Origin of the sequence: Demequina zhanjiangensis (assembly GCF_030418315.1) — a bacterium.
GTDB classification, from domain to species: domain Bacteria; phylum Actinomycetota; class Actinomycetes; order Actinomycetales; family Demequinaceae; genus Demequina; species Demequina zhanjiangensis.
Map to the genome: position 1 here is coordinate 29,903 of NZ_JAUHPV010000001.1, position 24,950 is coordinate 54,852.

Sequence of the window (24,950 nt, forward strand, 5' to 3'; positions counted from 1 at the left end):
GGAGAGCGCGCGTGAACCCCTACGTGCCGATCCTGGTGATGGTCGCGATCGCCGCATTGATGGCGATCGGTGGCCTCGCCGCCAGCCGTGTCCTCGGACCCCACCGCGACAACGCGGCGAAGCTCGACAGATACGAGTCGGGCCTCGAGCCCACCCCGCTCGCCAAGGGCGGCGGACGCATCCCGGTGAAGTACTACCTCACCGCCATGACGTTCATCATCTTCGACATCGAGGTCGTGTTCCTCTACCCGTGGGCCGTGGCGCACGACGCGCTCGGCTGGTTCGGGCTCATCGCGATCATGACCTTCCTCGCCCTCATCACGATCCCCTTCGTGTACGAGTGGCGCCGCGGCGGATTCGACTGGGAGTGACCTATGGGTATTGAAGAGAGCGCACCTCCGTTCATGCTCGGCACGGTCGAGTCCTTCGTGGGCTGGGCGCGTGCCGGCTCCATGTGGCCCGCGACGTTCGGCCTCGCGTGCTGCGCGATCGAGATGATGGGCACCGGCACCTCGCGGTTCGACATCTCCCGCATCGGTTCCGAGGTCTTCCGTGGATCCCCGCGCCAGGCCGACGTGATGATCGTCGCCGGCCGCGTCTCCAACAAGATGGCCCCGATCGTCCGCCAGGTCTACGACCAGATGGCCGACCCCAAGTGGGTGCTGTCCATGGGCGTCTGCGCCTCCTCGGGCGGCATGTTCAACAACTACGCGATCGTCCAGGGCGTGGACCACATCGTCCCCGTGGACATCTACCTCCCGGGCTGCCCGCCCCGCCCCGAGATGCTCATCAACGCGCTGCTCGAGCTGCAGGAGCAGGTCAAGAGCACCCCGATGGGTCGCAACCGCCGCGAGATCGCCGCCGCCGCCGAGGCCGCCGCGCTCGAGGCCACGCCCACCTCCGACATGAAGGGACTGCTCCGTTGAGCGAGACCCAGGACCTGTCCGGCGCCGGCGACGCCCAGGGCGGCGCGCACGTGCGCCCCGAGGGCCGCACCCTCATCAACGTCCGCCAGGGACAGTTCGGCGGACCCGGAGGCGACACCTCGGGCTACGGCGGCCTGCGCCGGGTCGTCGAGATGCCCGGCGCGACCGAGCGCCCCTTCGGCGAGTGGTTCGACGGCGTCGTCGACGTCCTCGAGGAGCTGCTCGGAGACAAGGCCGACGAGGCCATCCAGTACGTGGTCGTCGACCGCGGCGAGCTCACGCTCCACATCGCGCGCGAGCACCTGCTCGAGGTCGCCCAGCACCTGCGCGACGACCAGGACCTCCGCTTCGAGATGTGCCTGGGCGTCAACGGTGTGCACTACCCGGCCGACGAGGGGCGCGAGCTCCACGCCTGCTACCCGATGCAGTCGATCACCCACAGCCGCCGCCTGCGCGTCGAGGTGTCGGTGTCCGAGGACGACCCGCACATTCCGTCGATCACCGGGATCTACCCGATGAACAACTGGCACGAGCGCGAGACGTACGACTTCTTCGGCATCATCTTCGACGGCCACCCCTCGCTCGCGCGCATCGAGATGCCCGACGACTGGGTAGGCCACCCGCAGCTCAAGGACTACCCGCTCGGCGGCATCCCCGTCGAGTACAAGGGCGCCGAGGTCCCGTCCCCCGACCAGCGGAGGCAGTACCGATGACCACGGACCAGACCACCCCGCAGGCCACCGGCCCCATCTTCGAGGACCCGGACGCCCCCGAGTTCACCGCCTACGGCGGCGACTGGAGCGAGATCGCCGACGAGGCCACGCGCCTCGGCCAGCAGCGCGTCGTCATCAACATGGGCCCCCAGCACCCGTCCACCCACGGCGTGCTGCGCGTCATGCTCGAGATCGAGGGCGAGACCGTCACCGAGTCCCGTGCCGGCATCGGCTACCTCCACACGGGCATCGAGAAGAACATGGAGTTCCGGACGTGGACGCAGGGCGTCACGTTCGCGACCCGCATGGACTACGTCGCCTCCATGTTCAACGAGGCCGTCTACTGCCTCGGCGTGGAGAAGCTGCTCGGCATCACTGACGACATCCCCGAGCGCGCGAACGTGCTCCGCGTGCTCATGATGGAGCTCACCCGCATCGGCTCCCACCTGGTCGCGATCGGCACCGGTGGAAACGAGATGGGCGCCACCACGGTCATGACGACCGCGTTCGTCGGCCGTGAGGACACGTTCCGCGTCATCGAGATGCTCTCCGGACTGCGCACCAACAACGCGTACATCCGTCCCGGCGGCGTCGCACAGGACACCCCCGAGGGCTTCGTCGACTACGTGCGCGAGATGATCCCCAAGGTGAAGCAGCGCCTCGACGAGCTCGCCGACATCCAGCTGAAGAACCCCATCTTCATCGGCCGCCTCAAGGACGTCGCCGTGCTGGACCTCGCGCCCGCGATGTCGCTCGGCATCACCGGCCCCATGCTCCGCTCCGCAGGCATCCCCTACGACGTGCGCAAGGCCGACCCGTACTGCGGGTACGATACCTACGACTTCCAGGTGCCCACCTCGAACGACCGCGACGCCTACTCGCGCGTGATCCTGCGCCTTGAGGAGTGCTACGAGTCGCTCAAGATCATCGCGCAGTGCGCCGACCGCCTCGAGGCGACCGAGGGCCAGCCCGTCATGGTCGCCGACAAGAAGATCGCGTGGCCCGCCCAGCTCTCGCTCGGCACCGACGGCCAGGGCAACTCGCCCGAGCACATCAAGCACATCATGGGCGAGTCCATGGAGGCGCTGATCCACCACTTCAAGCTGGTGACCGAGGGCTTCAAGGTGCCGGCCGGCCAGGCCTACGCGCTCGTGGAGAACCCCAAGGGTGCGCTCGGCTGCCACGTCGTCTCCGACGGCGGCACCAAGCCGTGGCGCGCGCACTTCCGCGACCCCGGCTTCAACAACCTGCAGGCGCTGTCGATCCTCACCGAAGGCGGCCAGGTCGCCGACGTGGTGGTCGCCATCGCGACGATCGACATGGTCCTGGGAGGCGTCGACCGATGACCTACGACGAGTCCACCCTGAAGCAGCTGCTCGCCGACGCGGAGGAGATCCGCGGCCGGTACCCGGTGGAGCGTTCCGCGCTGCTGCCGATGCTGCACCTGGTCCAGTCGGTCGACGGCTACGTGTCCCCGGACGGCATCCAGTTCTGCGCCGAGCAGCTGGGCCTCACCGCGGCCGAGGTCAGCGCCGTCGCGACGTTCTACACGCAGTACAAGCGCCGTCCCAACGGTGAGTTCCAGGTGGGCGTCTGCACCAACACGCTCTGCGCGGTCATGGGCGGCGACGAGATCTGGAAGCGCGTCTCCGAGCGCTGCGGCGTCGGTCACGACGAGACCACCGCCGACGGCAAGATCTCGCTCGAGCGCCTCGAGTGCAACGCGGCCTGCGACTTCGCGCCCGTGATGATGGTCAACTGGGAGTTCTTCGACAACATGACGCCTGAGACGGCGCTCCAGCTTGTCGACGACATCCTCGACGGCAAGCCCGTCAAGCCCAGCCGCGGCCCCGACGCGGTGCCCACGTTCAAGGAGGTGTCGCGCGTGCTCGCGGGCTTCGAGGACGGGCGCGCCGACCAGGGCCCCGCTGCGGGAGAGCCGACGCTCGCCGGCCTCCAGTCCGCCAAGGATCAGGGCTGGAAGCCCGCCAAGGGAGGCGCGAAGTGACCGAGCTCGCACCAGTCCTCAGCGCGATCTGGGACCAGGACAAGTCCTGGAAGCGCGACACGTACGTCAAGAGCGGCGGCTACTCGGCGCTCAAGAAGGCGCTCGGCATGGAGCCGAACGACCTGGTCCAGATGGTCAAGGACTCCGGGCTCCGCGGCCGCGGAGGCGCAGGCTTCCCCACGGGCATGAAGTGGGGCTTCCTGCCCCCGGACGACGGCGGACCCCGCTACCTGGTGGTCAACGCCGACGAGTCCGAGCCGGGCACCTGCAAGGACATCCCGCTCATGATGGCCAACCCCAACGTCCTCATCGAGGGCGTCGCCATCACGTCCTACGCGATCGGCTGCAACCACGCCTTCATCTACCTGCGCGGCGAGGTGGTCCACGTGTACCGCCGCCTGCTGCAGGCCGTGCGCGAGGCCTACGAGGCCGGAGACCTGGGCAAGAACATCCACGGCTCCGGCTTCGACCTCGACGTGACCGTCCACGCCGGCGCGGGCGCCTACATCTGCGGTGAGGAGACCGCGCTCCTCGACTCGCTCGAGGGCCGCCGCGGCCAGCCGCGCCTCAAGCCTCCGTTCCCCGCCGTGGCCGGTCTCTACGCCCGACCCACTGTGGTGAACAACGTCGAATCCGTGGCCTCCGTTCCCGCGATCGTGAACAACGGCGTCGACTGGTTCACCGACATGGGCACCGAGCGCTCGAAGGGACACGGACTGTTCTCGCTGTCCGGCCACGTGGAGCGCCCCGGCCAGTACGAGGCGCCGCTCGGCATCACGCTGCGCGAGCTCCTGGAGATGGCCGGCGGCATGCGCGGAGGCAAGAAGCTGAAGTTCTGGACGCCCGGCGGGTCGTCCACCCCGATCTTCACCGACGAGCACCTCGACACCCCGCTCGACTACGAGTCCGTGGGCGCCGCAGGCTCCATGCTCGGCACCCGTGCCCTGCAGATCTTCGACGAGACCACGTGCGTGGTCCGCGCCGTCACCCGCTGGACCGAGTTCTACAAGCACGAGTCCTGCGGCAAGTGCACCCCCTGCCGCGAGGGCACCTTCTGGCTCACCCAGATCCTCAAGCGCCTCGAGGCGGGCAAGGGCACCGACGCCGACATCCAGCAGCTGCTCGACACCTGCGACTCCATCGCCGGCCGCTCCTTCTGCGCGCTCGGCGATGGCGCCACGTCGTCGATCGTCAGCTCCGTCAAGCTGTTCCGCGAGGAGTACGAGCGCCACGTGACAGAAGGGGCCTGTCCCTTCGACCACGCCGCCTCGGCGCTGTTCGACTACTCCTCCGAGCCGACCACCGAGGAGGCGCACGCATGACCGCGACCGCGGACAAGGCCGCCGTCGAGACCGTCACGCTCACCATCGACGGCCAGGAGGTGACGGTCCCCAAGGGCACCCTCATCATCCGCGCCGCGGAGCAGATCGGTGTCGAGATCCCCCGCTTCTGCGACCACCCCGCGCTCAAGCCTGCCGGCGCCTGCCGTCAGTGCCTGGTCGATGTGGCGAGCCCCGGCCCCGACGGGAACCTGCGTGCGTTCCCCAAGCCGCAGGCGTCGTGCACCATGGCCGTCACCGAGGGCATGGTCGTGAACACGCAGCACACCTCCGAGGAGGCCGACCGCGCTCAGAAGGGCGTGATGGAGCTGCTGCTCATCAACCACCCGCTCGACTGCCCGGTGTGCGACAAGGGCGGCGAGTGCCCCCTGCAGAACCAGGCGATGAGCCACGGCCACTCCGAGACCCGCTTCGTCGACGTGAAGCGCATCTTCGAGAAGCCGCTGCCGCTCAGCTCCGAGATCCTGCTGGACCGTGAGCGCTGCGTCCTCTGCCAGCGCTGCACCCGCTTCTCCAAGGAGATCGCGGGCGATGCGTTCATCGACCTGCAGAACCGCGGGGCGATGCAGCAGATCGGCACGTTCAACGAGAACGTCCTGGACTTCGACGGCTACACTCCGGCAGCCCCCGCGGCTGAGGACGAGTCCGGCCGCGCGTTCAGCTCGTACTACTCGGGCAACACCGTCCAGATCTGCCCCGTCGGCGCCCTGACCTCAGCCGCGTACCGCTTCCGGTCGCGCCCCTTCGACCTGGTCAGCTCGCCCGGCATCTCGGAGCACGACAGCTCGGGCTCCGCGATCCGCACCGACCACCGCCGCGGCAAGATCCTCCGCCGCCTGGCCGACAACGACCCGGTCGTCAACGAGGACTGGATCACCGACAAGGACCGCTTCGCGTTCTCGTGGCAGAACCTGTCCGACCGCCTCGAGCGCCCGCTCGTGCGCAAGGACGGCGAGCTGGTCGAGGCCTCGTGGCCCGAGGCGATCGCCGCAGCCGCCGCAGGCCTCAAGGCCGCGCGCGATGGCAAGGGCGTCGGCGTGCTCCCCGGCGGTCGGGTGACTCTCGAGGACGCCTACGCGTACGGCAAGTTCGCCCGCGTCGCGCTCGGCACGAACGACATCGACCACCGCACGCGCCTCGCCTCCGCCGAGGAGCAGGCGTTCCTCGGCTCGACCGTCGCCGCGTCGGGCCTCGGCGTCACCTTCGCCGACCTGGAGAAGGCCCCGTCGGTCCTCATGGTCGGCTTCGAGCCCGAGGACGAGGGCGGCGTCGTGTTCCTGCGCCTGCGCAAGTCGCTCGGCAAGCAGAAGGTGTTCACCGCCGCGCCGTTCCTCTCGCGCGGTGCCGAGAAGCTCGCCGCGAGCCTGCTGCCCGTCGCCCCCGGCGGCGAGGCGGCGCTGCTCGACGGCCTCGACGGAGACGCCGTCGAGGCGCTGTCCGCTGAGGGCGCAGTCATCATCGTCGGAGAGCGCCTGGCCGCCACGCCCGGCGCGCTCACCGCCGCCGCGTCGCTCGCGACCCGGACCGGCGCACGCCTCGCCTGGATCCCGCGCCGCGCGGGTGAGCGCGGCGCCGTCGAGGCAGGCACGCTCCCCGGCCTCCTGCCGGGCGGACGCGCCGCCACCGACGCCACCGCCCGCGCCGGCGTCGCCGAGGCCTGGGGCGTCGACTCGCTGCCCTCGACCGAGGGACGCGACGCCGCCGCGATCATCGCCGCAGCCTCCGCAGGCGACCTCGACGCGCTCGTCGTCGGCGGAGTCACCGCCTCCGACGTGACCGGCCTGGCCGACGCTGTCGCCAACGCGGGCTTCGTCGTCAGCCTCGAGGTGCGTCGCTCCGACGTCGCCGAGCAGGCCGACGTGGTCCTGCCCGTCGCCCCGCCGTCGGAGAAGGCCGGCACGTTCGTGAACTGGGAGGGGCGCCTGCGCTCCTTCGCGACCGCGATCGCGACCGACGCCCTGTCCGACTACCGCGTGCTCGACATCCTGGCCCGCGAGCTCGGCGCCGACCTCCACGCAGGGACCATCGCCGAGATCAACGGCGAGCTCGCCGCTCTCGGCGCAGCCCCCGCACCGCAGCGTCCCGCCGTCCCCGCCGCCAAGGCGCCCAAGGCACCCAAGAAGGGCGACGTCGTCCTCGCCAGCTGGCACCAGCTGATCGACGAAGGCGCGCTCCAGGACGGCGAGCCGTACCTCGCGGGCACCGGCCGCGCCACCGTCGCGCGCGTCTCCAAGGCCACCGCGAAGGCGGCAGGCTTCTCCGAGGGCGCGATCACCGTCACCGGCGCCACGGGCGAGAGCATCAGCGTGCCCGCCGTCATCACCGACATGGTCGACGGCGTCGTATGGCTCCCCACCAAGTCTCCCGGCAGCTGGGTGGCGCAGGAGCTCGGCGTCGCGCCGGGCACCGTCGTGACCGTGAAGGGCGGTGCGTGATGTCCCTCCTGACCGGCCTGGTGCCGTTCGCGACCGACGACATGGCGAACTCCCACTGCGGGGTCACCGATGCGTCGGCCCTCACCGAGGCGCAGCAGACATGCCTCCAGGACTGGGGCACGCTCGCAGGCGACCCCGTGTGGCTCGTCATCGTCAAGGCCGTGCTGATCGTGGTCTTCCTGCTGCTGTCCGTGCTGTTCGCCGTCTGGTTCGAGCGCCGCGTCATCGGCCGCCTCCAGTCGCGCCCCGGACCGAACATGCACGGCCCGTTCGGACTGCTTCAGTCCGTGATGGACGCGATGAAGCTCCTGTTCAAGGAGGACATCACCGTCCGCGCGTCGGAGAAGATCCTCTACATCCTCGCGCCGATGATCTCCGTGTTCTCGGCGCTGCTGATCTTCGCGGTCATCCCGTTCGGTCCCGCCACGCACATCCCCGGCACCGACATCGTGACGCCCCTGCAGCTGACCGACTTCCCGGTCGCCGTGCTCTACATCCTCGCCTGCGCGGCGCTCGGCGTGTACGGCATCGTGCTCGGTGGTTGGGCCTCCGGCTCGATCTACCCGCTGATGGGCGCCGTGCGCTCCACGGCGCAGATCATCTCGTACGAGCTCGCGATGGGCCTGTCGCTCGTGACGGTATTCATGCTGTCGGGCTCCATGAGCACCTCGCAGATCGTCGAGGCGCAGGCAGACCGCTGGTGGGTCTGGCCGCTGCTGCCCGCCTTCGTGCTCTACGTGATCTCCATGGTCGGCGAGACCAACCGCCTGCCCTTCGACCTCCCCGAGGCAGAGGGCGAGCTGGTCGCGGGCTTCATGACCGAGTACTCGTCCATGAAGTTCGCCTGGTACTTCCTCGCCGAGTACATGAACATGATCAACGTCTCGGCCGTCGCCGCGACGCTGTTCCTCGGCGGATGGCACGCCCCATGGCCCGCCTCGTGGCCCGGCGCCGACTTCCTGAACTCCGGTGTCTTCCCGCCGATCTGGCTCATCATCAAGATCTGGCTCCTCATGTTCGTGTTCGTGTGGATCCGCGGCACGCTGCTGCGCTTCCGCTACGACCAGTTCATGAAGCTCGGCTGGAAGGTCCTGATCCCCGTCGGCCTCGGCTGGCTCGTGTTCTTCGCCGTCGGCCGCCAGTTCATGGACTTCTACGAGCGCGACCTTAACCTGTACGACGCGGTCGCCTGGCTCGTCGCCATCCTGCTGGTCTACGCGGTGTGGGGCTTCGTCAAGGACTCCCGCAACGAGAAGAAGGCCAAGGACCTCGAGTCCGAGAAGACCGATGAGGACGAGGAGTTCGACGCCTTCGCCGGCGGCTACCCCGTCCCGCCCATGCCCCACCAGACCCTGCCCCCGTCGCCCCGCTCGGGACGCACGGTCGAGGCCACGCTGAAGACCGAGGAGGGAGGCGCCGATGAGTGACGCCGACGAGACCTGGGAGGTCAACCGCGCCCGCGACGGCAAGGACGAGACCTTCGAGTCCAACCTGCCGAAGAAGGGCCCGCTGGGCCAGGCGTTCGCACCCGTCGCCGGATTCGGCATCACGCTGCGCAACTTCTTCAAGCCCACCGTGACCGAGCAGTACCCGCGGGTCAAGACCCCGCCGATGCCGCGCTACCACGGTCGCCACCAGCTCAACCGCTACGCGGACGGGCTCGAGAAGTGCATCGGCTGCGAGCTGTGCGCCTGGGCCTGCCCCGCCGACGCGATCTACGTCGAGGCCGACTCGAACACCCCTGACAACCAGGTCAGCCCCGGTGAGCGCTACGGCCGCGTCTACCAGATCAACTATCTGCGCTGCATCTTCTGCGGGCTGTGCATCGAGGCGTGCCCCACCCGCGCGCTCACGATGACGAACGAGTACGAGCTCGCCGGACCCACCCGCGAGGGCCTCATCTACGAGAAGCAGGACCTGCTCGCCCCCCTCGAGGAGGGCATGCTCCAGGCCCCGCACCCCATGGTTCCCGGGACCACCGACGGCGACTACTACCGCGGCGACGTCACCGAGGTCGTCAAGGAGCAGCTCGAGTGGGTTCGCACGAACCGTCCCGACGAGCCGACGCTCCCTGAGAACGCGGCCCTCGCAGCCGAGGAGGCACGATGATCAGCCCCGTGCTGTTCTGGTCGGTCGCGATCCTCACCGTGATCCCGGCGCTGTCGCTGCTGTTCGCCAAGAAGGCCGTCCACGTCGCGATGAGCATCGTCGCAGTCATGGTCGGACTCGCGGTCGCCTACGTCGGGCTCGGAGCGCCGTTCCTCGGCGCCGTGCAGATCGTCGTCTACACCGGCGCTGTCATGATGCTGTTCCTCTTCGTGCTCATGCTCGTCGGAGTCGACCAGCGCGAGTCGATGAAGGAGACCCTCGTCGGTCAGCGCTGGATCGCGCTGTTCGGCGCCGGCGGCGTCGCCGTCCTCCTGATCTCCGCCGTCGGCCAGCTCGCCTACGAGCCCGCGGAGGAGATGACCGAGGGCGACCCAGAGGCCATCGCCCAGCTCCTCTTCACCGACTACGTGGTCGTCATGGAGATCCTCGGAGCGCTGCTGATCACCGCCGCCGTCGGAGCGCTCGTCCTCACGCACACGCCGCGCCTCACGCCGCGCCGCGGCCAGGCCGAGCGCCAGCGCGCACGCGTCCTCGCCGGAGCCAACCCGGTCAACAGGCCCATGCCCGGCGTCTACGCGCGCCACAACGCGCTCGACGTGCCCGCGCTCGACCCCGAGGGCAAGCCGATCGAGGAGTCCGTGTCCCGCGTGCTCGAGATCCGCCACCAGATGGACACGTCCACGCAGTACGAGGCGCACCTCAGCGATCCCTCCAAGCGCGGCACCGACAAGCCCGACCACGAGTCGCTCGCGAAGTCGGACGACGCCGAGACCGGCGAGGCCGAGAACGGCAAGGAGGACGAGAAGTGAACCCGATCGCCTTCGTCTACCTCGCGACGGTGCTGTTCGGCATCGGCGCCGCGGCGGTGCTGCTGCGACGCAACGCGATCATCGCCTTCATGGGCGTCGAGCTCATGCTCAACGCCGCGAACCTCGCCCTCGTCGCCTTCTCCCGCATCCACGGTGAGATCGACGGACAGGTGATGGCCTTCTTCGTGATGGTCGTCGCCGCTGCCGAGGTCGTGGTCGGACTCGCGATCATCATCGCGCTGTTCCGCGCCCGCCAGACCATCTCGCTCGACGAGCCTGCAGAACTGAAGGGTTGATCGATGCTTGACCTGACCTGGCTCCTCATCGCCGTGCCCCTGGCGAGCAGCCTCGTGCTGATCCTCCTGGGCAAGCGCGCGGACGCATGGGGACACTGGATGGGGCTCGCCGCCTCCACGGCGGCCTTCGTCGTCGGCGCCGGCGCCTTCCTCCAGATGCTCGGCCTCGACGCCGAGTCCCGCGAGCACGCGGTGCACCTGTTCACGTGGATCTCCGGCGGCGAGCTGACCGTCGACGCGGGGCTGCTCGTCGACCCGCTGTCGATCACGTTCGTCCTGCTGGTCACGTTCGTGGGCACGCTCATCCACCTGTACTCGGTGGGCTACATGGAGCACGACCCGCGCCGCCGCATCTTCTTCGCGTACCTCAACCTGTTCGTCGCCGCGATGCTCCTGCTGGTGCTCGCCGACTCGTACCTCCTGCTGTTCGTCGGCTGGGAGGGCGTGGGTCTCGCGTCGTACCTGCTGATCGGCTTCTGGAACCACAAGCCCGAGTACGCCACCGCCGCGAACAAGGCGTTCGTCGTCAACCGCGTCGGCGACGTCGGCCTCATCGTCGCGATGGGCCTCATGTTCGCCGCCTTCGGCTCGCTCAGCTTCGAGACCGTGTTCGCGCACGTCGGCGACGTCTCCACGGGCCAGCTCACCGCGATCGGGCTCGCGCTGCTCGTGGCCGCCACCGGAAAGTCCGCACAGTTCCCGCTGCAGTCCTGGCTCGGCGACGCGATGGCCGGCCCCACGCCGGTGTCGGCCCTCATCCACGCCGCGACGATGGTGACCGCGGGCGTCTACCTCATCGTCCGTTCCGCCGCGATCTTCGACCTGACCGAGACCGCACGCCTCGTCGTCGCAGCCGTCGGTGCGATCACACTCCTCATGGGAGCGATCATCGGTATGGCGAAGGACGACATCAAGAAGGCGCTCGCCGCGTCGACCATGTCGCAGATCGGCTACATGATGCTCGCCGCGGGGCTCGGCCCCATCGGCTATGCGTTCGCGATCTTCCACCTGCTCACGCACGGCTTCTTCAAGGCGGGTATGTTCCTGGGCGCCGGCTCGGTCATGCACGGCATGAACGACCAGGTGGACATGCGACGCTTCGGTGCGCTGCGCACCGCGATGGTCGTCACCTGGGTCACGTTCGGACTCGGCTGGCTCGCGATCCTCGGCGTCCCGCCGTTCTCCGGCTTCTGGTCGAAGGACAAGATCATCGAGTCCGCGTTCGTCGGCGAAGGCTGGCAGCCGTGGGTCTTCGGACTCGCCGCCCTCATCGGTGCAGGCCTCACCGCGTACTACATGTCGCGACTGTTCTTCATGACGTTCCACGGCAAGGCCCGCTGGACCGACGACGCGCACCCGCACGAGTCGCCCTGGACGATGACCGTCCCGATGATCGTCCTGTCCGTCGGCTCCGGCCTGCTCGGCTGGTTCCTCGCGACCGGAGACAGGTTCACCACCTGGCTCGAGCCCGTCACCGGCCACGCGGAGCACCACGAGCCGGTGCTCGCCGTGCCCGTCATCATGGCGCTCACCCTCGTGCTCGTCGCCATCGGCGCTGGCCTCGCCTGGTTCCAGTACGGACGCGCCGAGGTTCCGACCACGGCCCCCGCGCCGTCGCTCGGCACCATGGTCGCGCGCAACGACTTCTACCAGGACTCGGTCAACCGGGCGGTCTTCCAGCGCCCCGGCACCCACGCCACGCGCACCCTGGTCTACGCCGACGCCGCGCTCGTCGACGGCGCAGTGAACGGCACCGGGTCCGGCCTGCTGAAGCTCGGTGAGTTCCTACGTCGATTCCAGTCCGGACAGGTGCGCAGCTACGCCGCACTGATCCTGATCGCTGTCGCCGGCCTCATCGCCGCCGTCGTCCTGGGGGTGCTGTAGATGTTCCCGTTCCTGACCATCCTCGTGCTGCTGCCGCTGGCAGGAGCCGCACTCGTGCGCGCCCTGCCCGACGGGGCACGCGGCCGGGTTCGAGAGGTCGCCCTCGGCGTCACCCTGCTCGAGGCCCTGATCGGACTGGTGATGCTCACCCAGTTCGACCTCGGCGACGCAGGCACCCAGCAGTTCACCGAGACCTACGAGTGGATCCCGCAGATCGGCACCAGCTGGGCGCTCGGCGTCAACGGCTTCGGGCTGTCGATGATCGTGCTCGCGCTGATCCTCACCCCGCTCGTGATCCTCGCCGAATGGCGCAAGGACAAGAAGGACCCGGCTCGCACCGCCCGCTACCTCGCGCTGATCCTCGTGCTGCAGGCGTTCATGGTCGCGATCTTCGCGGCCCGCGACGTCTTCCTGTTCTACGTGATCTTCGAGGCGATGCTCATCCCGCTGTACTTCCTCATCGGAGGCTTCGGGGGAGAGCAGCGCCGCTACGCCGCCGTGAAGTTCCTGCTGTACTCGCTCGCAGGTGGACTGATCATGCTGGTCGCCGTCGTCGCGCTCTACTTCGTGGGACCCGGCGGTGAGCAGGCCTACCTGATCGACAACCTCGCGGGCTACGACTTCGGCACCACGCCCGAGCGCCTCATGTTCCTCGCGTTCTTCCTCGCCTTCGCGATCAAGGCGCCCATGGTGCCCGTGCACACGTGGCTGCCGACCGTCGCCGAGACCGCGCGACCCGGCACCACCGCGCTGCTCGTCGCCGTGCTCGACAAGATCGGCACGTTCGGCATGATCACGCTCGGCCTGGTGATCTTCCCCGAGGCCTCGCAGTGGGCGGCCCCCGTCATCATCGTCTTCGCAGTGATCTCCGTGATCTACGGCGCCATCGCCGCGATCGGGCAGACCGACATGCTGCGCCTGGTGTCGTTCACCTCGGTGAGCCACTTCGGAATCATGGTGCTCGGCATCTACGCCTTCCAGCAGACCTCCGTCGAGGGCGCCGCGCTGTACATGTTCAACCACGGACTCTCCACCGGTGCGCTGTTCCTAGTGGTCGCCTTCCTCATCGACCGCAAGGGCTCGCCCTACGTCGGCGACTACGGAGGCCTCCAGAAGGTCGTGCCGGTCTTCGCCGGCACCTTCCTCATCGTGGGCCTCAGCGCGCTGGCGCTGCCCGGACTGTCGCCCTTCGTCTCCGAGATCATGGTGCTCGTCGGTGCGTTCGAGGTCGCGAAGATCGCCGTCATCGTGTCCGCGACCGGCGTCATCCTCGCCGCGCTCTACGTGCTCCTGACCTACCAGAAGGTCTTCACCGGACCCACGAAGAAGGGGCTGGAGAAGACGCGCGAGCTCACGCTCCGCGAGCGGCTCGTCCTGTGGCCGCTGATCGGGCTGATGCTGGTGCTCGGGTTCTTCCCGAGCCTCGCGATCGACTACCTGCGTGAGCCCGCCGCCGCGGTCCTCACGACCATCAACGCGGAGGTTTCCGAGTGATGTTCACCGCGCCCGACCTCTCGTACATGGCGTTCGCGCCGATCATCATCGTCCTCCTGGCCGGTGCGATCGGTGTGCTCGTCGAGGCGATCGTCCGCGATGCCGCCACCCGGCGTGCCGCCCAGCTCACCCTCACGCTCGTCGCCACCCTCGGCGCGCTGATCGTCGCCGCAGTGCAGTGGGCGACCACCACTGAGGCAGGCGTCGTCGCTCAGGCCGGCTTCTTCGTGATGGACAAGCAGGCGCTCGCCTGGCAGTGCATGCTGCTCGTCTTCGCCGCGCTCGGCGCGCTTCTGTTCGCCGCCCGCACCCGTGCCGGCGAGGAGGCTTTCACGCCGCTCGGCTCGGCCGCTCCCGGCTCCCCCGAGGAGGCTGAGGCGCTGCGCCGCAAGCTCGAGGTGACCGAGGTCTTCCCGCTGCTGCTCTTCGCGGTCGGCGGCATGATGACCTTCGCGTCCACCACTGACTACCTGGCGCTCTTCGTCGCGCTCGAGGTCTTCTCGCTGCCGCTGTACATCATGGTGGCGTTGGCCCGCCGCAAGCGCCTGCTCTCCGAGGAGGGCGCGCTGAAGTACTTCCTGCTCGGCGCCTTCTCCTCCGCCATCTACCTGTTCGGTGTCGCGCTGCTGTACGGCGCTGCGGCCACCACCTCCTACGCGGGCGTGCTCGGCGCGATCCTCGCCTCTCCTGGCGATCTCGCGCTGTTCGTGCCCGGCGCGATCCTCGTGCTCGTGGGCATCCTGTTCAAGCTGGGCGCCGTCCCGTTCCACACGTGGTCGCCCGACGCCTACCAGGCCGCCCCCACGCCGGTCACCGCGTTCATGGCTGCAGCCACCAAGGCCGCGGCGGCCGCGGCGCTCGTCCGCATCGTGTTCAGCTCGCTCTACCCGCTCGAGTGGGAGCTCAGCTGGATGATCTGGACCGTCGCGATCGTCACGATGGTCGTCGGTACCGTGGTCGCACTCGTGCAGACCGACATCAAGCGCATGCTCGCCTACTCGTCGGTCGCGCACGCGGGCTTCATCCTCGTCGCCTTCGCGGGCTTCTCGCCTGAGGCGCTCTCGGCGGTGCCCTTCTACCTGCTCACGTACGGTCTCGCGACGATCGGCGCCTTCGCCGTCATCACGCAGGTGCGCGAGAAGGCGGACGACGGCACGGTCGGGGGAGAGGCCACCCGCCTCGGTCAGTGGGCAGGGCTCGGACGACGCGACCCGCTGCTCGCCGGCGCGATGGCACTCTTCCTCCTGTCCTTCGCAGGCATCCCGCTCACCGCGGGCTTCATCGGCAAGTTCCAGGTGTTCGCCGCCGCGATCGACGGTGGCGGCTGGCCGCTCGTGCTCGTTGCAGTCCTCGCGTCTGCCGCGGCCGCGTTCTTCTACGTGCGCCTGATCGTGCTGATGTTCCTCACGGATGTGCCGGAGGACCAGCAGGAGGCTGTCGAGGTCGACTACCACCCGTACACCCGCGTGGTGGTGTGGATCACGGTGATCGCCACGGTGTTCCTGGGCGTCATGCCCGTGTGGGCGCTCCAGGCGGCCTCCGACGCAGGCGTGCTGCTCACCGGACTGTAGGCTCGACGGCATGTCAGTCCCCGTCGGCAACGACCGGCTTCAGGAGTCTCTGGCCCCACGCATGGAGCTGGTCGAGGAGCGGCTTCGCGACGCCGTCGCGCAGTCGGACCGCCTCGCGCACACGACCTCGAGGCACCTTGTCGATGCGGGAGGCAAGCGCCTCCGGCCCTTGCTGACACTGCTCACCGCGCAGCTCGGCGACGGCACGCGCCCCGAGGTGATCGACGCGGGCGTCGTGGTCGAGCTCACGCACCTCGCGACGCTGTACCACGACGACGTCATGGACTCGGCGCCCACGCGTCGCGGCGCCCCGTCGGCGCACGAGGTGTGGGGCAACTCGGTCGCCATCCTCACGGGTGACCTGCTGTTCGCGCGCGCGTCCGTCGTCGTCGCAGGGCTCGGTCCTGAGGCGGTGCGTCTCCAGGCGACCACCTTCGAGCGGCTGTGCCTCGGCCAGCTGCACGAGACCGTCGGCCCCGCGGAGGACGACGACCCGATCGACCACTACATCCAGGTGCTCGCGGACAAGACCGGCTCGCTCGTCGCGATGTCGGCACGCTTCGGCGCGATGCTCGCGGGCTGCAAGCCGTCGGTCGTCAAGCAGGTCACCGAGTACGGAGAGCTCGCAGGCGTCGCCTTCCAACTGGCGGACGACGTGCTGGACATCCGCTCCGACACCGAGGTGTCAGGCAAGACCCCCGGCACGGACCTGCGCGAAGGTGTCGCCACGATGCCCGTGCTGCTCCTGCGCCGCCGCGTCGCCGCAGGCCCGGTGGACGGCGTCACTCCGGAGCAGCACGCCGAGGATCTGGCCCTGCTTGCCGACATCGACGGCGACCTTGCCTCCGATGAGGCTCTCGCGTCCGTCGTTGCTCGGCTTCGTATGCACCCCGTGGTCGACGAGACTGCGGCGCTTGCGCACGAGTGGGTCGCCCGCGCCCGCGACGCGATCTCCGCTCTCCCCGAGGGTGAGGTGAAGGAGGCGCTGCACTCCTTCGCGGACGCCCTGGTGGCGCGCGCGGCCTGAAGCGCCGCCTCGCGCAGACTCGTCACGCGCTCAGTTGTGCGTGCCCTCGGCGCAGCGCTCCGGATGACGGGCTCGCAGAGCCCGCCCGCCCGGACACTGCGAACCAATCCGACACGCGACGCCCCGCCGACACGCCGTCACGGCAACCGACTCGCCTGCGTGTCGGCGCCGACTCTGGTTCGTACTGTCTGGCGCACGGGTTCCAGAGCACCCGCGTGCCCAGGTCATCGGCACGCGGCCCCCAACGTTTCCGGACCCTGCTGCGTGTGACAGGGTGAGGACCGAGAAGGGGAGAGCATGGGGGACTGGCAGGCGCTCGTCGAGCGGCTGATGAGAGAGCGCGGCTCACGTTTGACGGCGTACGCCGCGATGCTCGTGGGCCGCGACGGCGACGCGGAGGATCTGCTTCACGACGCGATCGTCAAGGTGTTCTCGCGAGGCCGCACCCTCTCCGATCTGGATCACGCCGAGGCGTACGTCCGGCGCACGATGCCGACGCTCGCGATCGACCGGGCACGCCGTCGCGGCGCGAAGGACCGGGCGATCGTGCGCAGCTTCGAGCGCGACGCCGCCTCACCCGACCTTGAAGCCGGTCTGGACGTGCGTCGCGCACTCCGCACGCTCTCGCCCCGAGAGCAGGCGTGCCTCGTGATGCGCTACTACGACGATCTCACCGTCCCGCAGATCGCTGACGCCCTTCACCTGGCTCAGGGCTCCGTGAAGAGGTACCTGCATGACGGCACAGCACGTCTCGCCCCGCTGCTGGGAGTGGAGGATCCGGGCCCCGAGCCCGAGGTGGTGGAGCTGACGACCCCGAGGAGGCGGCGATGAGCGATCTCGGAGACCTGATCAAGGGCGCAGGCGACGCGCACGCGGCCGCGCTCGACGCACGGCGCGATGATCGCGGGAACCGTGACGACGTGGCCACCAGCGTGGTTGTCAGCATCCGGAGGAGGCGCGCGTTCCGCGCGGGTGCGACAGGCCTCGTCGCGGCGGTCGGCGTGGGAGCCCTGGCGGTGACTGCGGTGGCAGCGCTCGGCCCTGACGAGCAGATCCCCGCCGTCCCGGCGATCACTGGCGCGGGCGACCGCTGCGACCTGGACACCTACCCGATCCCCAACCTCGCCGCCATCCCCGAGTCGGGGTTCAAGGGGCGTCTCTACGCGGACTTCGACACCGATACCTACATGTACCGCACGGCCGAAGGCTCGTTGCGGCAGTTGGAGGAGGACGAGGACGGACGTTGGCGCGATCCCGAGACTGGCATCCCGTTCGACGATCTCGAGGAGTACGGCCCGGAGGGATTCTTCGAGATCGGCATCGACCGGCTGGTCTTCGACGTGCGCTCCGGGGGCATGAACCTTCAGGCCGACCCGACGGAACAGTACTTTGAATGGACCACGGTCGTGCCGCCAGAGGCGCCCGAGGGTGTCTCGATGTACCAGCTCGTTCAGGCTCACGAAGCTCCCCTCCTTCACGGAGGCATGGGCATCTCCCCGACTCTTGCGGGAGACGACGCCGTGGTCGAGCAGATCGTGACCAGAACAGATGGATCGCAGGAGACTGAGCGCGTGCTGTTCGGCCACGTTCCCCGGGGCTTCGCGGATCCGGAGTCGGTGGCGAGCTTCGCGACCCGGGTCACCCTCCCGTCGGGCGAGTCGGTGGCGGTGACCACGACGCGTGATCCAGCTCAGGTCTTCGACGCATTCTGCGGCGAGAACACCTCGCGGTGGCAGAACGAGCTCGAGGAGCAGCAGGCTGCGGCGCGGGCCTCGTTCGAGGCTCAGCCTGAGCGTGGGTTCCTCGACGGACTGGAGTCCGATGTCTTCGCGTGCGGAGCACCGCTCGACCCCGCTCTCGAGGGAGAGGTCGTCTCGCGCGAGCGTCGCGTGGGCATCGTGTGGAACGAGGAGGATCAGTACCAGACCGACTACGGCCAGGGCGCGACGGTGCTCGGCATCGCGGGACTCGCACAACGGTGGAACGAGTTCGAGGCCTATGACGGCTACCTCAGCGCGGGCTGGGGCGGGAGCTGGTCGGAGGACGACGACGGCACCGTCACGAACGGTTCGCACGACTTCCTGCTGCCGGCGTTCATCGATGACGACGGGGTGATCGTCGGCTATGCGGATCCGCGGTCGGAGCAGGGCACGTTCTACGTGCACGGCGCCTGGGGCAGCGTGCCGACCAGGGTGTTCGTGTACGACGAGGCGGAGCGGTTCGCGTGCGCGGACGTGCCGGTTCGCGATCTGGAGGAGGCGATGCCCGTGGTGCTCACGGGGATCGGTCCGACGGTCGACGACATGGACTGGGCGTGGTTCCGGGTCGAGGGCTAGCGAGGCTGGCTTCCGCGCGGAGAGCGGGCGTGGCGAGGCGCACGGATCGGCGAGTGATCGTGGCTCGCGTCCGTGGTGACGCCTCCGGTCAGACCGGCTCCGCCGGCTCCACCTCGGCCTCGCGGGGGTCGCGGCCGCGTTGCCGTGAGGCGCGGAAGCTGTCGACCGTGAGGACGATGAGCGCGACCCACACGAGCAGGAACCCGATCCAGCGGCCCGGCGACATGGGCTCGCCGAAGTGCCAGACGGCGAGCATGAACATGATCGTGGGGGCGAGGTACTGAAGCAGGCCGACGACGTTGAGCGGAAGACGCTGGGCGCCGGCGGTGAACAGCAGGAGCGCACCGACGGTGGCGACGCCGGTGGAGGCGAGCAGCAGGTCGTGGCTCAGCCCGAGCCCCTCGGCGCCCCGCGTACCGAACGTCGCCTCGCCGGTGCGCGAGAGCCACCAGACGCCGACGGCTGCGAACGGCGCGAGCACCAGCGTCTCGACCGTCAGGCTCGTCACCGGGTCCACGTTGACGCGCTTCTTGATGAGGCCGTAGAGCCCGAAGGAGAAGGCGAGCGCGAGCGAGATCCAGGGCAGCCCGCCCATCTCGACGCCGATGACGCCGACGGCGATCGCGGCGATCGCGACCGCGACGATCTGCATGCGACGCAGCCGCTCGCCGAGCACGAGCACGCCGAGCCCCACGAGCACGAGCGGATTGATGTAGTACCCGAGCGAGGCGTGGTTGACGCGGTCGGTGACCACAGAGAACACGTAGATCAGCCAGTTCGTCACGATCAGCGCGGCGGCGAGCGCGAGGATGCCGACGGTGCGCAGGTCGCTCAGCGCAGCCTTGAGCCGCGACCAGCCGCGCACGACCGCGACGATGATCGCGCAGACCAGCAGGGACCAGAGGGCGCGCTGAGCGGTGATCTCGAGGGCCGACGCCGGCTCGAGCGCGTGCATGAGCAGGGGGAACATGCCCCAGATCAGGTACGCGCCGATGCCGAGGCCGAGCCCCCTACGGTCGAGGGAGTCGGTCACCGGTCCAGTGTGTCGCCGTGCGGGGGTGCCACGCCAGCGCCGGGTGGCGTCAAGCGGTGACGAGCAAACGCGGCGTCACGCGTCCAGGGGCAGGCGGGCATCGCCCGAGACTGGCTGCGAGGGCTGCTCCCCGCGTCGCGCGATGCCCGGCGCCCAGGCCGTCGTCACCTCGGCGGCAGGAGCGCCCGGAAGTAGGCGGCCCTGTAGCGGTCCTCCTCGGAGACGCCGAAGGACTCGGTGACGATCTCCAGCAACGCGTCGAACGCCTCGTCGGTCCTGCCTTGCATGTGGAGCTCGACGGCATCGAAGACTGCGCGCGCGGGAGGCCCTGCGAAGCGGCTGCGGGCCTCCTCGAGCAGGCTCTGCGCGGCTTCCGACTCGCCTAGCTCGTGGAGCACGGCGCCGTAGCGGAGCAGGCAGCGGCGCAGCGCCTCGCCGTGGAGGCCTGCCGAGAGCGCCTCGTCGTAGAAGTGCCGGGCGCGTTCTCCGTCGCGGAGCATCCCGTGGGTGTTGCCGAGCTCGTACAGGCTGCGGGCGTGGCGGGGATGCTCCTCGAGGAGGGTCTCGAGCGCTGAGATCGTGGCCTGGACCGCGTAAGGGTCACGGGTGGCGACGATCGCGTCGAGCCTGTCGTCCACTGACTGATGCACAGGGGTGACAGTACCGAGCGTGGACGCGCCCGCGCGAACTCGCCCCTCGTCGTGCCGCCGTGGCTGACCAGGGAAGGCGTGGTGCCGTCCTGGGTCGACGGGGTCGGCGCTCACAGGCCGATCCGATGCACGAAGCTGCTCAGCATGTCACCGACGCCGGCCATGATCCCGGAGTCCGCCAGATTGAGCGTCGACAGGACGGGCGTGCCTGGGGCGACGAGTCCGTGGACCGTGCCCCAGTCGAGCTCGGTCGACGAGATGGTGGCGGTCACGAGCGAGTCGGGTCCGGCCTGCTCGACGTCGAACGTCTCGAGCATGCCGGTGACGACGGTCGCGTCAGGGAGGGTGATCTCGACGTACTCGACGTCGGGGATGCGACCGAAGTCGAGCCGGTTCACCAGGAAGTCGGAGGTGACGAAGAGGGTGTCGGTCTCGGAGATGGTCGCGACGGGCGCGCCCTGCCAGGCGTAGCTTCCGGATGCGACGCCCACCTCGGTGACGATGCCGTCGACGCTGGCGAGGACGGTGAGCGTTCCCTCCGGGGTGACGTCGCCGTCGGACGCGTCGATCAGCCCGTCGGCGATGTCGCGCTCGAGCGAGGTGGAGGAGATGGTCATGAGGGGATCGCCGACCTCGACCTCGTCTCCGAGCGACACGAACACTGCGGTGACGAGTCCGGCGTAGTCGGTGCCGATCGGGTGCTCGACGGCCTGGATCATGCCGGCGATGCTGTCGATCCTGTGCTCACGTTGGTTGAAGACCACGGTGGCGGCGGCGCCGATGAGAACCACGGCGAGCAGGCCGAGTCCGAAGCGGAGCTTGTTCATCCACGACATCTGGAGAGTTCCTTAGGGGAGGGGACGTGCAGAGGGCTGGTGGGGGCGGGGCGCCGACGGGAGGGTCATCCCTGGCCGGGTGCGGGGGCTGCGCCGCCGGGGTGGGGAGGGTAGCCGCCCGTGTGAGGCGCTCCGGGTGCCGACGGGTGGGGGACGGCAGGGTTCGGGCCGTAGCCGGGGTAGTTGTGGGTCTCGGGGTAGCCGCTGGGTGCCGGCGGGTAGCCCTGGTTCGACCCGGGGTAGGCGGGTCCGGCCGGATAGCCCGTGCCGACGGGGTAGCCCGGTCCGCCGGGATCGCCGACGCCTGCGGGGTAGCCAGCTCCCGGCGCGGAGGGCTGGGAAGGTGCGCCGGACCAGCCGCCGCCGAAGCCGACGGCCTCGGGGTAGGCGTATGCGTCCGTGCTCGGGTAGCCCTGCGACGCGGGGGTCTGCTGCGGGGGCAGAGGCTGGCCCGTGTACGGGTCGTATCCCTGCGGCATGGGGGGTGAGTAGGGCGCATACCGCGGGTCCTGCGGTGCTCCGTAGTGACCGGCCTGCGGGTAGGGGTAGGCGCCGGGCTGCGCCGGATAGCCGGGTGCGGGCGCCTGCCCGTACGGCGCGCCTCCGTAGGGCGAAGGCTGGTGGGGCGCCTGCCCGTACGCGTGCGCGGGTGACTGCTGGTGCGTCGCCTGCCCTTGCCCGGGGGTGCCTCCGGCGGGTTGACCGTAGGGGGTGGCCGCGTGCGGCGCCGAGCCGTAGTTGCCGCCAGGGCCGTAGTTGCCGGGGTTGCCGGCCATGTCGCCGGGAACGCTGCCGGGCCCGCCCGGGTACGACGCTGCGGGCTGGTACGGCTGCTGCGCGGGCGGTGTCTGTCCCGGCCACGCGGTGTACGGGGACGCCTGCGAGGGCGCCCCGGGATACGAGCCCACGATGGGCGTGTGGGGTGCAGGCGCGCGCGAGGGCGTCGCGGCGTGGGGTGCAGGCCCGGCCTCGGCCTGGTGCCACTGCCAGCCGGGGCGATCGGCATCAGTGTTTGTTGCGCCGCCGGTCGCTGTGTCGTCACCGGCTGTGTCGTCATCGGCCGCGCCATTCTCAGCGCCGGCGGCTTCGGTGGCGGTGGCGGTGGCGTCGCCTGCGTCCTCGCGGGAGGGCGTCTCGGGATCGACGGCGGTGTCACGCTCGCGCTCTGCCGAGTGGTCGCGCACGGTGCCGGCATCGATTTCGGACCCGGCTCCAACGTCGGACCCGACACCGGCGTCGGGCTCAGCACCAGCGTCGGACCCGACACCAGCGCCGGACCCGGCGCCAGTGTCAGGCGCGGGGACCGGCATGAGCGCGGGCCGCTGCCCGGCGACGACCGAGGCCTCACCCGCGAGCACCGACCGTGCCGTCATCGTCGCGGCGCGCACGGCGGCGGCGCTCGCGGCCTGGCTCGCGGTCACGGGGTCGAGGGCGGGCTGGACCGGGGGCTGGAAGTACTGGACCTGGCCTGACGCCAAGGCGGTCTCCGGCGCGGGCGTCCGCGCGGCGCGTGCCTTCGCCGCGATGCGCTCGCGGGCGCCCACGGGCATCGCGCTCGGCGCGATCTCGCCCTCGAGCTCGAGCAGCGCGGCGATCTCGTTGTCCAGGTCGTCGGCCTGCGGGGTGACGGGAAGCTCGGTGCTCTTGGCGGCCTTCTTGCTGGCGCGCGGCTTGAGGTTCATGCCGGCGGAGACGACGAAGACGCCCAGGATCGCGGTGTTGAGGATGTTCCACACGGTGGCGAGCGTGAGGAAGCCGTTGCCGAAGTCCCGCCACAGCGCGACGACGGACGCGATCAGCAGGAACGCGAAGAACAGCATCTGCGGGATCATGTAGTTGAACGCGGAGCTCTGCTTGAGGGTGCCGGTGGCCTGCCAGCCGACGTCCTTGCCGCGGAGCACGTTGAACAGCGCCTTCGTGTAGACGGGGAAGGACACCGTGGCGAGCGTCAGGGTCTGCCACTTGTAGGTGCCGAGCGCGAACCAGGCGAGCAGGATCTGCATCACATAGAAGCCGGCGTAGAACAGCGCCCATTCGCCGACCGTGATCGACAGGGAGACGGGTCGCAGGTCGAAGAAGATCTCGAGCGGCGGCACCAGCAGCAGGGGCAGAGGCGCGATGCCGGTGAGGTAGAACGACGCGGTCGTCAGGTACTGGATGCGCTGCTCGAGCGAGAGCTTGGAGCGGCGGCTGAACAGCGGGTGGGTGAAGAGGATCTCGAAGCCGCCCGTCGCCCAGCGGAGCTGCTGCTTGGAGAACGCCTCCACGTTGTCGGGGGCGTCGCCGACGGCGAGGACCTCGGGGATGAAGATCGACTTCCAGCCGCGCTCGTGCATCATGAGCGAGGTCCACACGTCCTCGGACTTGGAGTCGGTGTAGATCCCGCCCACGTCCAGCACCGCCTCACGGCGGAACATCACGTTGGTGCCCACGCAGAACGCGGCGTTGAAGCGGTTCTTGCCGGGCTGCACGAACCGGTAGAAGACGGTCTGCATGTAGGCGGCGCCCTTGGAGATGACGCTCTCGTTCTCGTTGCCGTAGCTCTGCGGCGTCTGCACGAACGCGACCTTGTGGTCGATGAAGAACGGCAGGGTCTGCTCGATGAACTCGGGCTTGGGCACGAAGTCGGCGTCGAAGATCGCGAACACCTCGCCCTTGGCGAGCGTGAGCGCGTGGTTCACGTTGCCGGCCTTGGCGCCGTGCGAGGTGAGGCGCCGCACGTATCGCACCCCGAGCTGGGCCGCGAGCTCCTTGACGTCGTCGGAGCGGCCGTCGTCCAGGATCCACGTGCGGTGCTGGCCCCGCATGTCGCGGGCGGCGACGGCGGTGCGCTCGATCACGTCGAGCGGCTCTCCGTAGACGGTGATGAGGATGTCTACGGTGATGGGCCGGCCGCCGAGCATGACGGGCCAGTTCCTGGGGTCTCCGTGGTGGTGGGCGTAGAGCACGCTGCGCGCGTGGTGCACGGCGTACGTGCGGGGGTTCTGGCCGCCCGCGAGGATCGTCCAGCTGGTCATGAGCGCATGCATGACGAGGACGAGCTCGGCGCCGAGCACCATGAGGTAGGGCACCAGGTCGCCGCGGTTCGCGGGGTTCAGCAGGAAGCCGGTGTACGCGAGCACTCCGATGGTCGCGATCAGCACGAGCGTGATCATCACGGGCGACTGCTCGGAGCCCATGAAGTGGTGCTGGTCGGGACGCGCGGGCGCGTCAGGGGTCGGTCGGCTCATGTCACACTCCGGGGGGTCGACAGCGTGGGGGACTCCGCTCCTTGGGGGAACGGTGGCGCCATTGCCTCGGTGCGAGCACCTCCGGGGCGGGCTGTTCATGGCCGGTTTGCCATCGCGACCGAGAACAGCCAGGTAGATCGCCGGGGGTGTGACCTGGGCCACACCCTTCCGAATAGGTGACGCAGTGTCACAAGTTTGTGACGAACCTCACATCGGCATTCGCCTTGAAAACCTGAACCCCCGACCGATAGGT

General features: G+C 69.4%; 21 protein-coding genes. 17 read left to right on the forward strand and 4 right to left on the reverse strand.

Going from position 1 to position 24,950, the window contains the following annotated elements:
• Positions 1 to 11 precede the first annotated feature (11 nt).
• From QQX04_RS00170 to QQX04_RS00250, 17 genes are all read left to right on the forward strand, one after another.
• Positions 12 to 371 (forward strand): NADH-quinone oxidoreductase subunit A, encoded by a 360-nt coding sequence (locus QQX04_RS00170; protein WP_301125003.1) that lies wholly within the window; start codon positions 12 to 14, stop codon positions 369 to 371.
• Positions 372 to 374: 3 nt separating this feature from the next.
• Positions 375 to 926, forward strand: coding sequence for an NADH-quinone oxidoreductase subunit B (locus QQX04_RS00175; protein ID WP_301125005.1), 552 nt, complete (start codon positions 375 to 377; stop codon positions 924 to 926).
• Positions 923 to 1,639: an NADH-quinone oxidoreductase subunit C gene (locus tag QQX04_RS00180; protein WP_436968444.1), complete on the forward strand. Its 717-nt coding sequence runs from the start codon at positions 923 to 925 to the stop codon at positions 1,637 to 1,639. The genes QQX04_RS00175 and QQX04_RS00180 overlap by 4 nt, the downstream gene beginning before the upstream one ends.
• Positions 1,636 to 2,985, forward strand: coding sequence for an NADH-quinone oxidoreductase subunit D (locus QQX04_RS00185; protein WP_301125007.1), 1,350 nt, complete (start codon positions 1,636 to 1,638; stop codon positions 2,983 to 2,985). Before QQX04_RS00180 ends, QQX04_RS00185 begins: the two co-directional genes overlap by 4 nt.
• Positions 2,982 to 3,647, forward strand: a complete 666-nt coding sequence (gene nuoE, locus QQX04_RS00190; protein WP_367312886.1) for an NADH-quinone oxidoreductase subunit NuoE — start codon at positions 2,982 to 2,984, stop codon at positions 3,645 to 3,647. The genes QQX04_RS00185 and nuoE overlap by 4 nt, the downstream gene beginning before the upstream one ends.
• The gene (nuoF, locus tag QQX04_RS00195) at positions 3,644 to 4,969 is read left to right on the forward strand and encodes an NADH-quinone oxidoreductase subunit NuoF (protein ID WP_301125009.1); all 1,326 of its coding nucleotides are present in this window, start codon (positions 3,644 to 3,646) and stop codon (positions 4,967 to 4,969) included. Before nuoE ends, nuoF begins: the two co-directional genes overlap by 4 nt.
• Positions 4,966 to 7,422 carry an NADH-quinone oxidoreductase subunit G gene (locus tag QQX04_RS00200; RefSeq protein WP_301125011.1) on the forward strand — a complete coding sequence of 819 codons (2,457 nt, stop codon included), beginning with the start codon at positions 4,966 to 4,968 and terminating at the stop codon, positions 7,420 to 7,422. Before nuoF ends, QQX04_RS00200 begins: the two co-directional genes overlap by 4 nt.
• The gene (nuoH, locus tag QQX04_RS00205; protein WP_301125013.1) at positions 7,422 to 8,849 is read left to right on the forward strand and encodes an NADH-quinone oxidoreductase subunit NuoH; all 1,428 of its coding nucleotides are present in this window, start codon (positions 7,422 to 7,424) and stop codon (positions 8,847 to 8,849) included. Before QQX04_RS00200 ends, nuoH begins: the two co-directional genes overlap by 1 nt.
• Positions 8,842 to 9,531: an NADH-quinone oxidoreductase subunit NuoI gene (gene nuoI, locus QQX04_RS00210; RefSeq protein WP_367312888.1), complete on the forward strand. Its 690-nt coding sequence runs from the start codon at positions 8,842 to 8,844 to the stop codon at positions 9,529 to 9,531. The genes nuoH and nuoI overlap by 8 nt, the downstream gene beginning before the upstream one ends.
• The gene (locus tag QQX04_RS00215; protein WP_301125015.1) at positions 9,528 to 10,340 is read left to right on the forward strand and encodes an NADH-quinone oxidoreductase subunit J; all 813 of its coding nucleotides are present in this window, start codon (positions 9,528 to 9,530) and stop codon (positions 10,338 to 10,340) included. Before nuoI ends, QQX04_RS00215 begins: the two co-directional genes overlap by 4 nt.
• Positions 10,337 to 10,636 (forward strand): NADH-quinone oxidoreductase subunit NuoK, encoded by a 300-nt coding sequence (nuoK, locus tag QQX04_RS00220; RefSeq protein ID WP_301125017.1) that lies wholly within the window; start codon positions 10,337 to 10,339, stop codon positions 10,634 to 10,636. The genes QQX04_RS00215 and nuoK overlap by 4 nt, the downstream gene beginning before the upstream one ends.
• Before the next feature lie 3 nt (positions 10,637 to 10,639).
• Entirely contained in the window at positions 10,640 to 12,520 is a 1,881-nt protein-coding gene (gene nuoL / locus QQX04_RS00225) for an NADH-quinone oxidoreductase subunit L (protein WP_301125019.1), read from the forward strand.
• Positions 12,521 to 14,014, forward strand: coding sequence for an NADH-quinone oxidoreductase subunit M (locus QQX04_RS00230; RefSeq protein WP_301125021.1), 1,494 nt, complete (start codon positions 12,521 to 12,523; stop codon positions 14,012 to 14,014).
• Positions 14,014 to 15,585, forward strand: a complete 1,572-nt coding sequence (gene nuoN, locus QQX04_RS00235) for an NADH-quinone oxidoreductase subunit NuoN (protein WP_301125023.1) — start codon at positions 14,014 to 14,016, stop codon at positions 15,583 to 15,585. The genes QQX04_RS00230 and nuoN overlap by 1 nt, the downstream gene beginning before the upstream one ends.
• A 10-nt stretch (positions 15,586 to 15,595) precedes the next feature.
• Entirely contained in the window at positions 15,596 to 16,612 is a 1,017-nt protein-coding gene (locus tag QQX04_RS00240) for a polyprenyl synthetase family protein (protein WP_301125025.1), read from the forward strand.
• Positions 16,613 to 16,909: 297 nt separating this feature from the next.
• Complete coding sequence (locus tag QQX04_RS00245; protein WP_301125027.1) at positions 16,910 to 17,443, forward strand: sigma-70 family RNA polymerase sigma factor; 534 nt, start codon at positions 16,910 to 16,912, stop codon at positions 17,441 to 17,443.
• Positions 17,440 to 18,948 carry a hypothetical protein gene (locus QQX04_RS00250; protein ID WP_301125029.1) on the forward strand — a complete coding sequence of 503 codons (1,509 nt, stop codon included), beginning with the start codon at positions 17,440 to 17,442 and terminating at the stop codon, positions 18,946 to 18,948. The genes QQX04_RS00245 and QQX04_RS00250 overlap by 4 nt, the downstream gene beginning before the upstream one ends.
• 88 nt (positions 18,949 to 19,036) lie before the next feature.
• Here the strand turns inward: QQX04_RS00250 and rarD are convergent, their stop codons facing one another.
• The 4 genes from rarD to QQX04_RS00270 form a co-directional block, all read right to left on the reverse strand.
• Positions 19,037 to 19,981 (reverse strand): EamA family transporter RarD, encoded by a 945-nt coding sequence (gene rarD, locus QQX04_RS00255; RefSeq protein ID WP_301125031.1) that lies wholly within the window; start codon positions 19,979 to 19,981, stop codon positions 19,037 to 19,039.
• Between the two features lie 164 nt (positions 19,982 to 20,145).
• Positions 20,146 to 20,631, reverse strand: coding sequence for a tetratricopeptide repeat protein (locus QQX04_RS00260; protein WP_301125033.1), 486 nt, complete (start codon positions 20,629 to 20,631; stop codon positions 20,146 to 20,148).
• A gap of 110 nt (positions 20,632 to 20,741) precedes the next feature.
• Complete coding sequence (locus tag QQX04_RS00265; protein WP_301125035.1) at positions 20,742 to 21,467, reverse strand: biotin/lipoyl-binding protein; 726 nt, start codon at positions 21,465 to 21,467, stop codon at positions 20,742 to 20,744.
• Between the two features lie 65 nt (positions 21,468 to 21,532).
• Positions 21,533 to 24,697, reverse strand: a complete 3,165-nt coding sequence (locus QQX04_RS00270) for a glycosyltransferase family 2 protein (protein WP_301125037.1) — start codon at positions 24,695 to 24,697, stop codon at positions 21,533 to 21,535.
• Between the last annotated feature and the right edge of the window lie 253 nt (positions 24,698 to 24,950).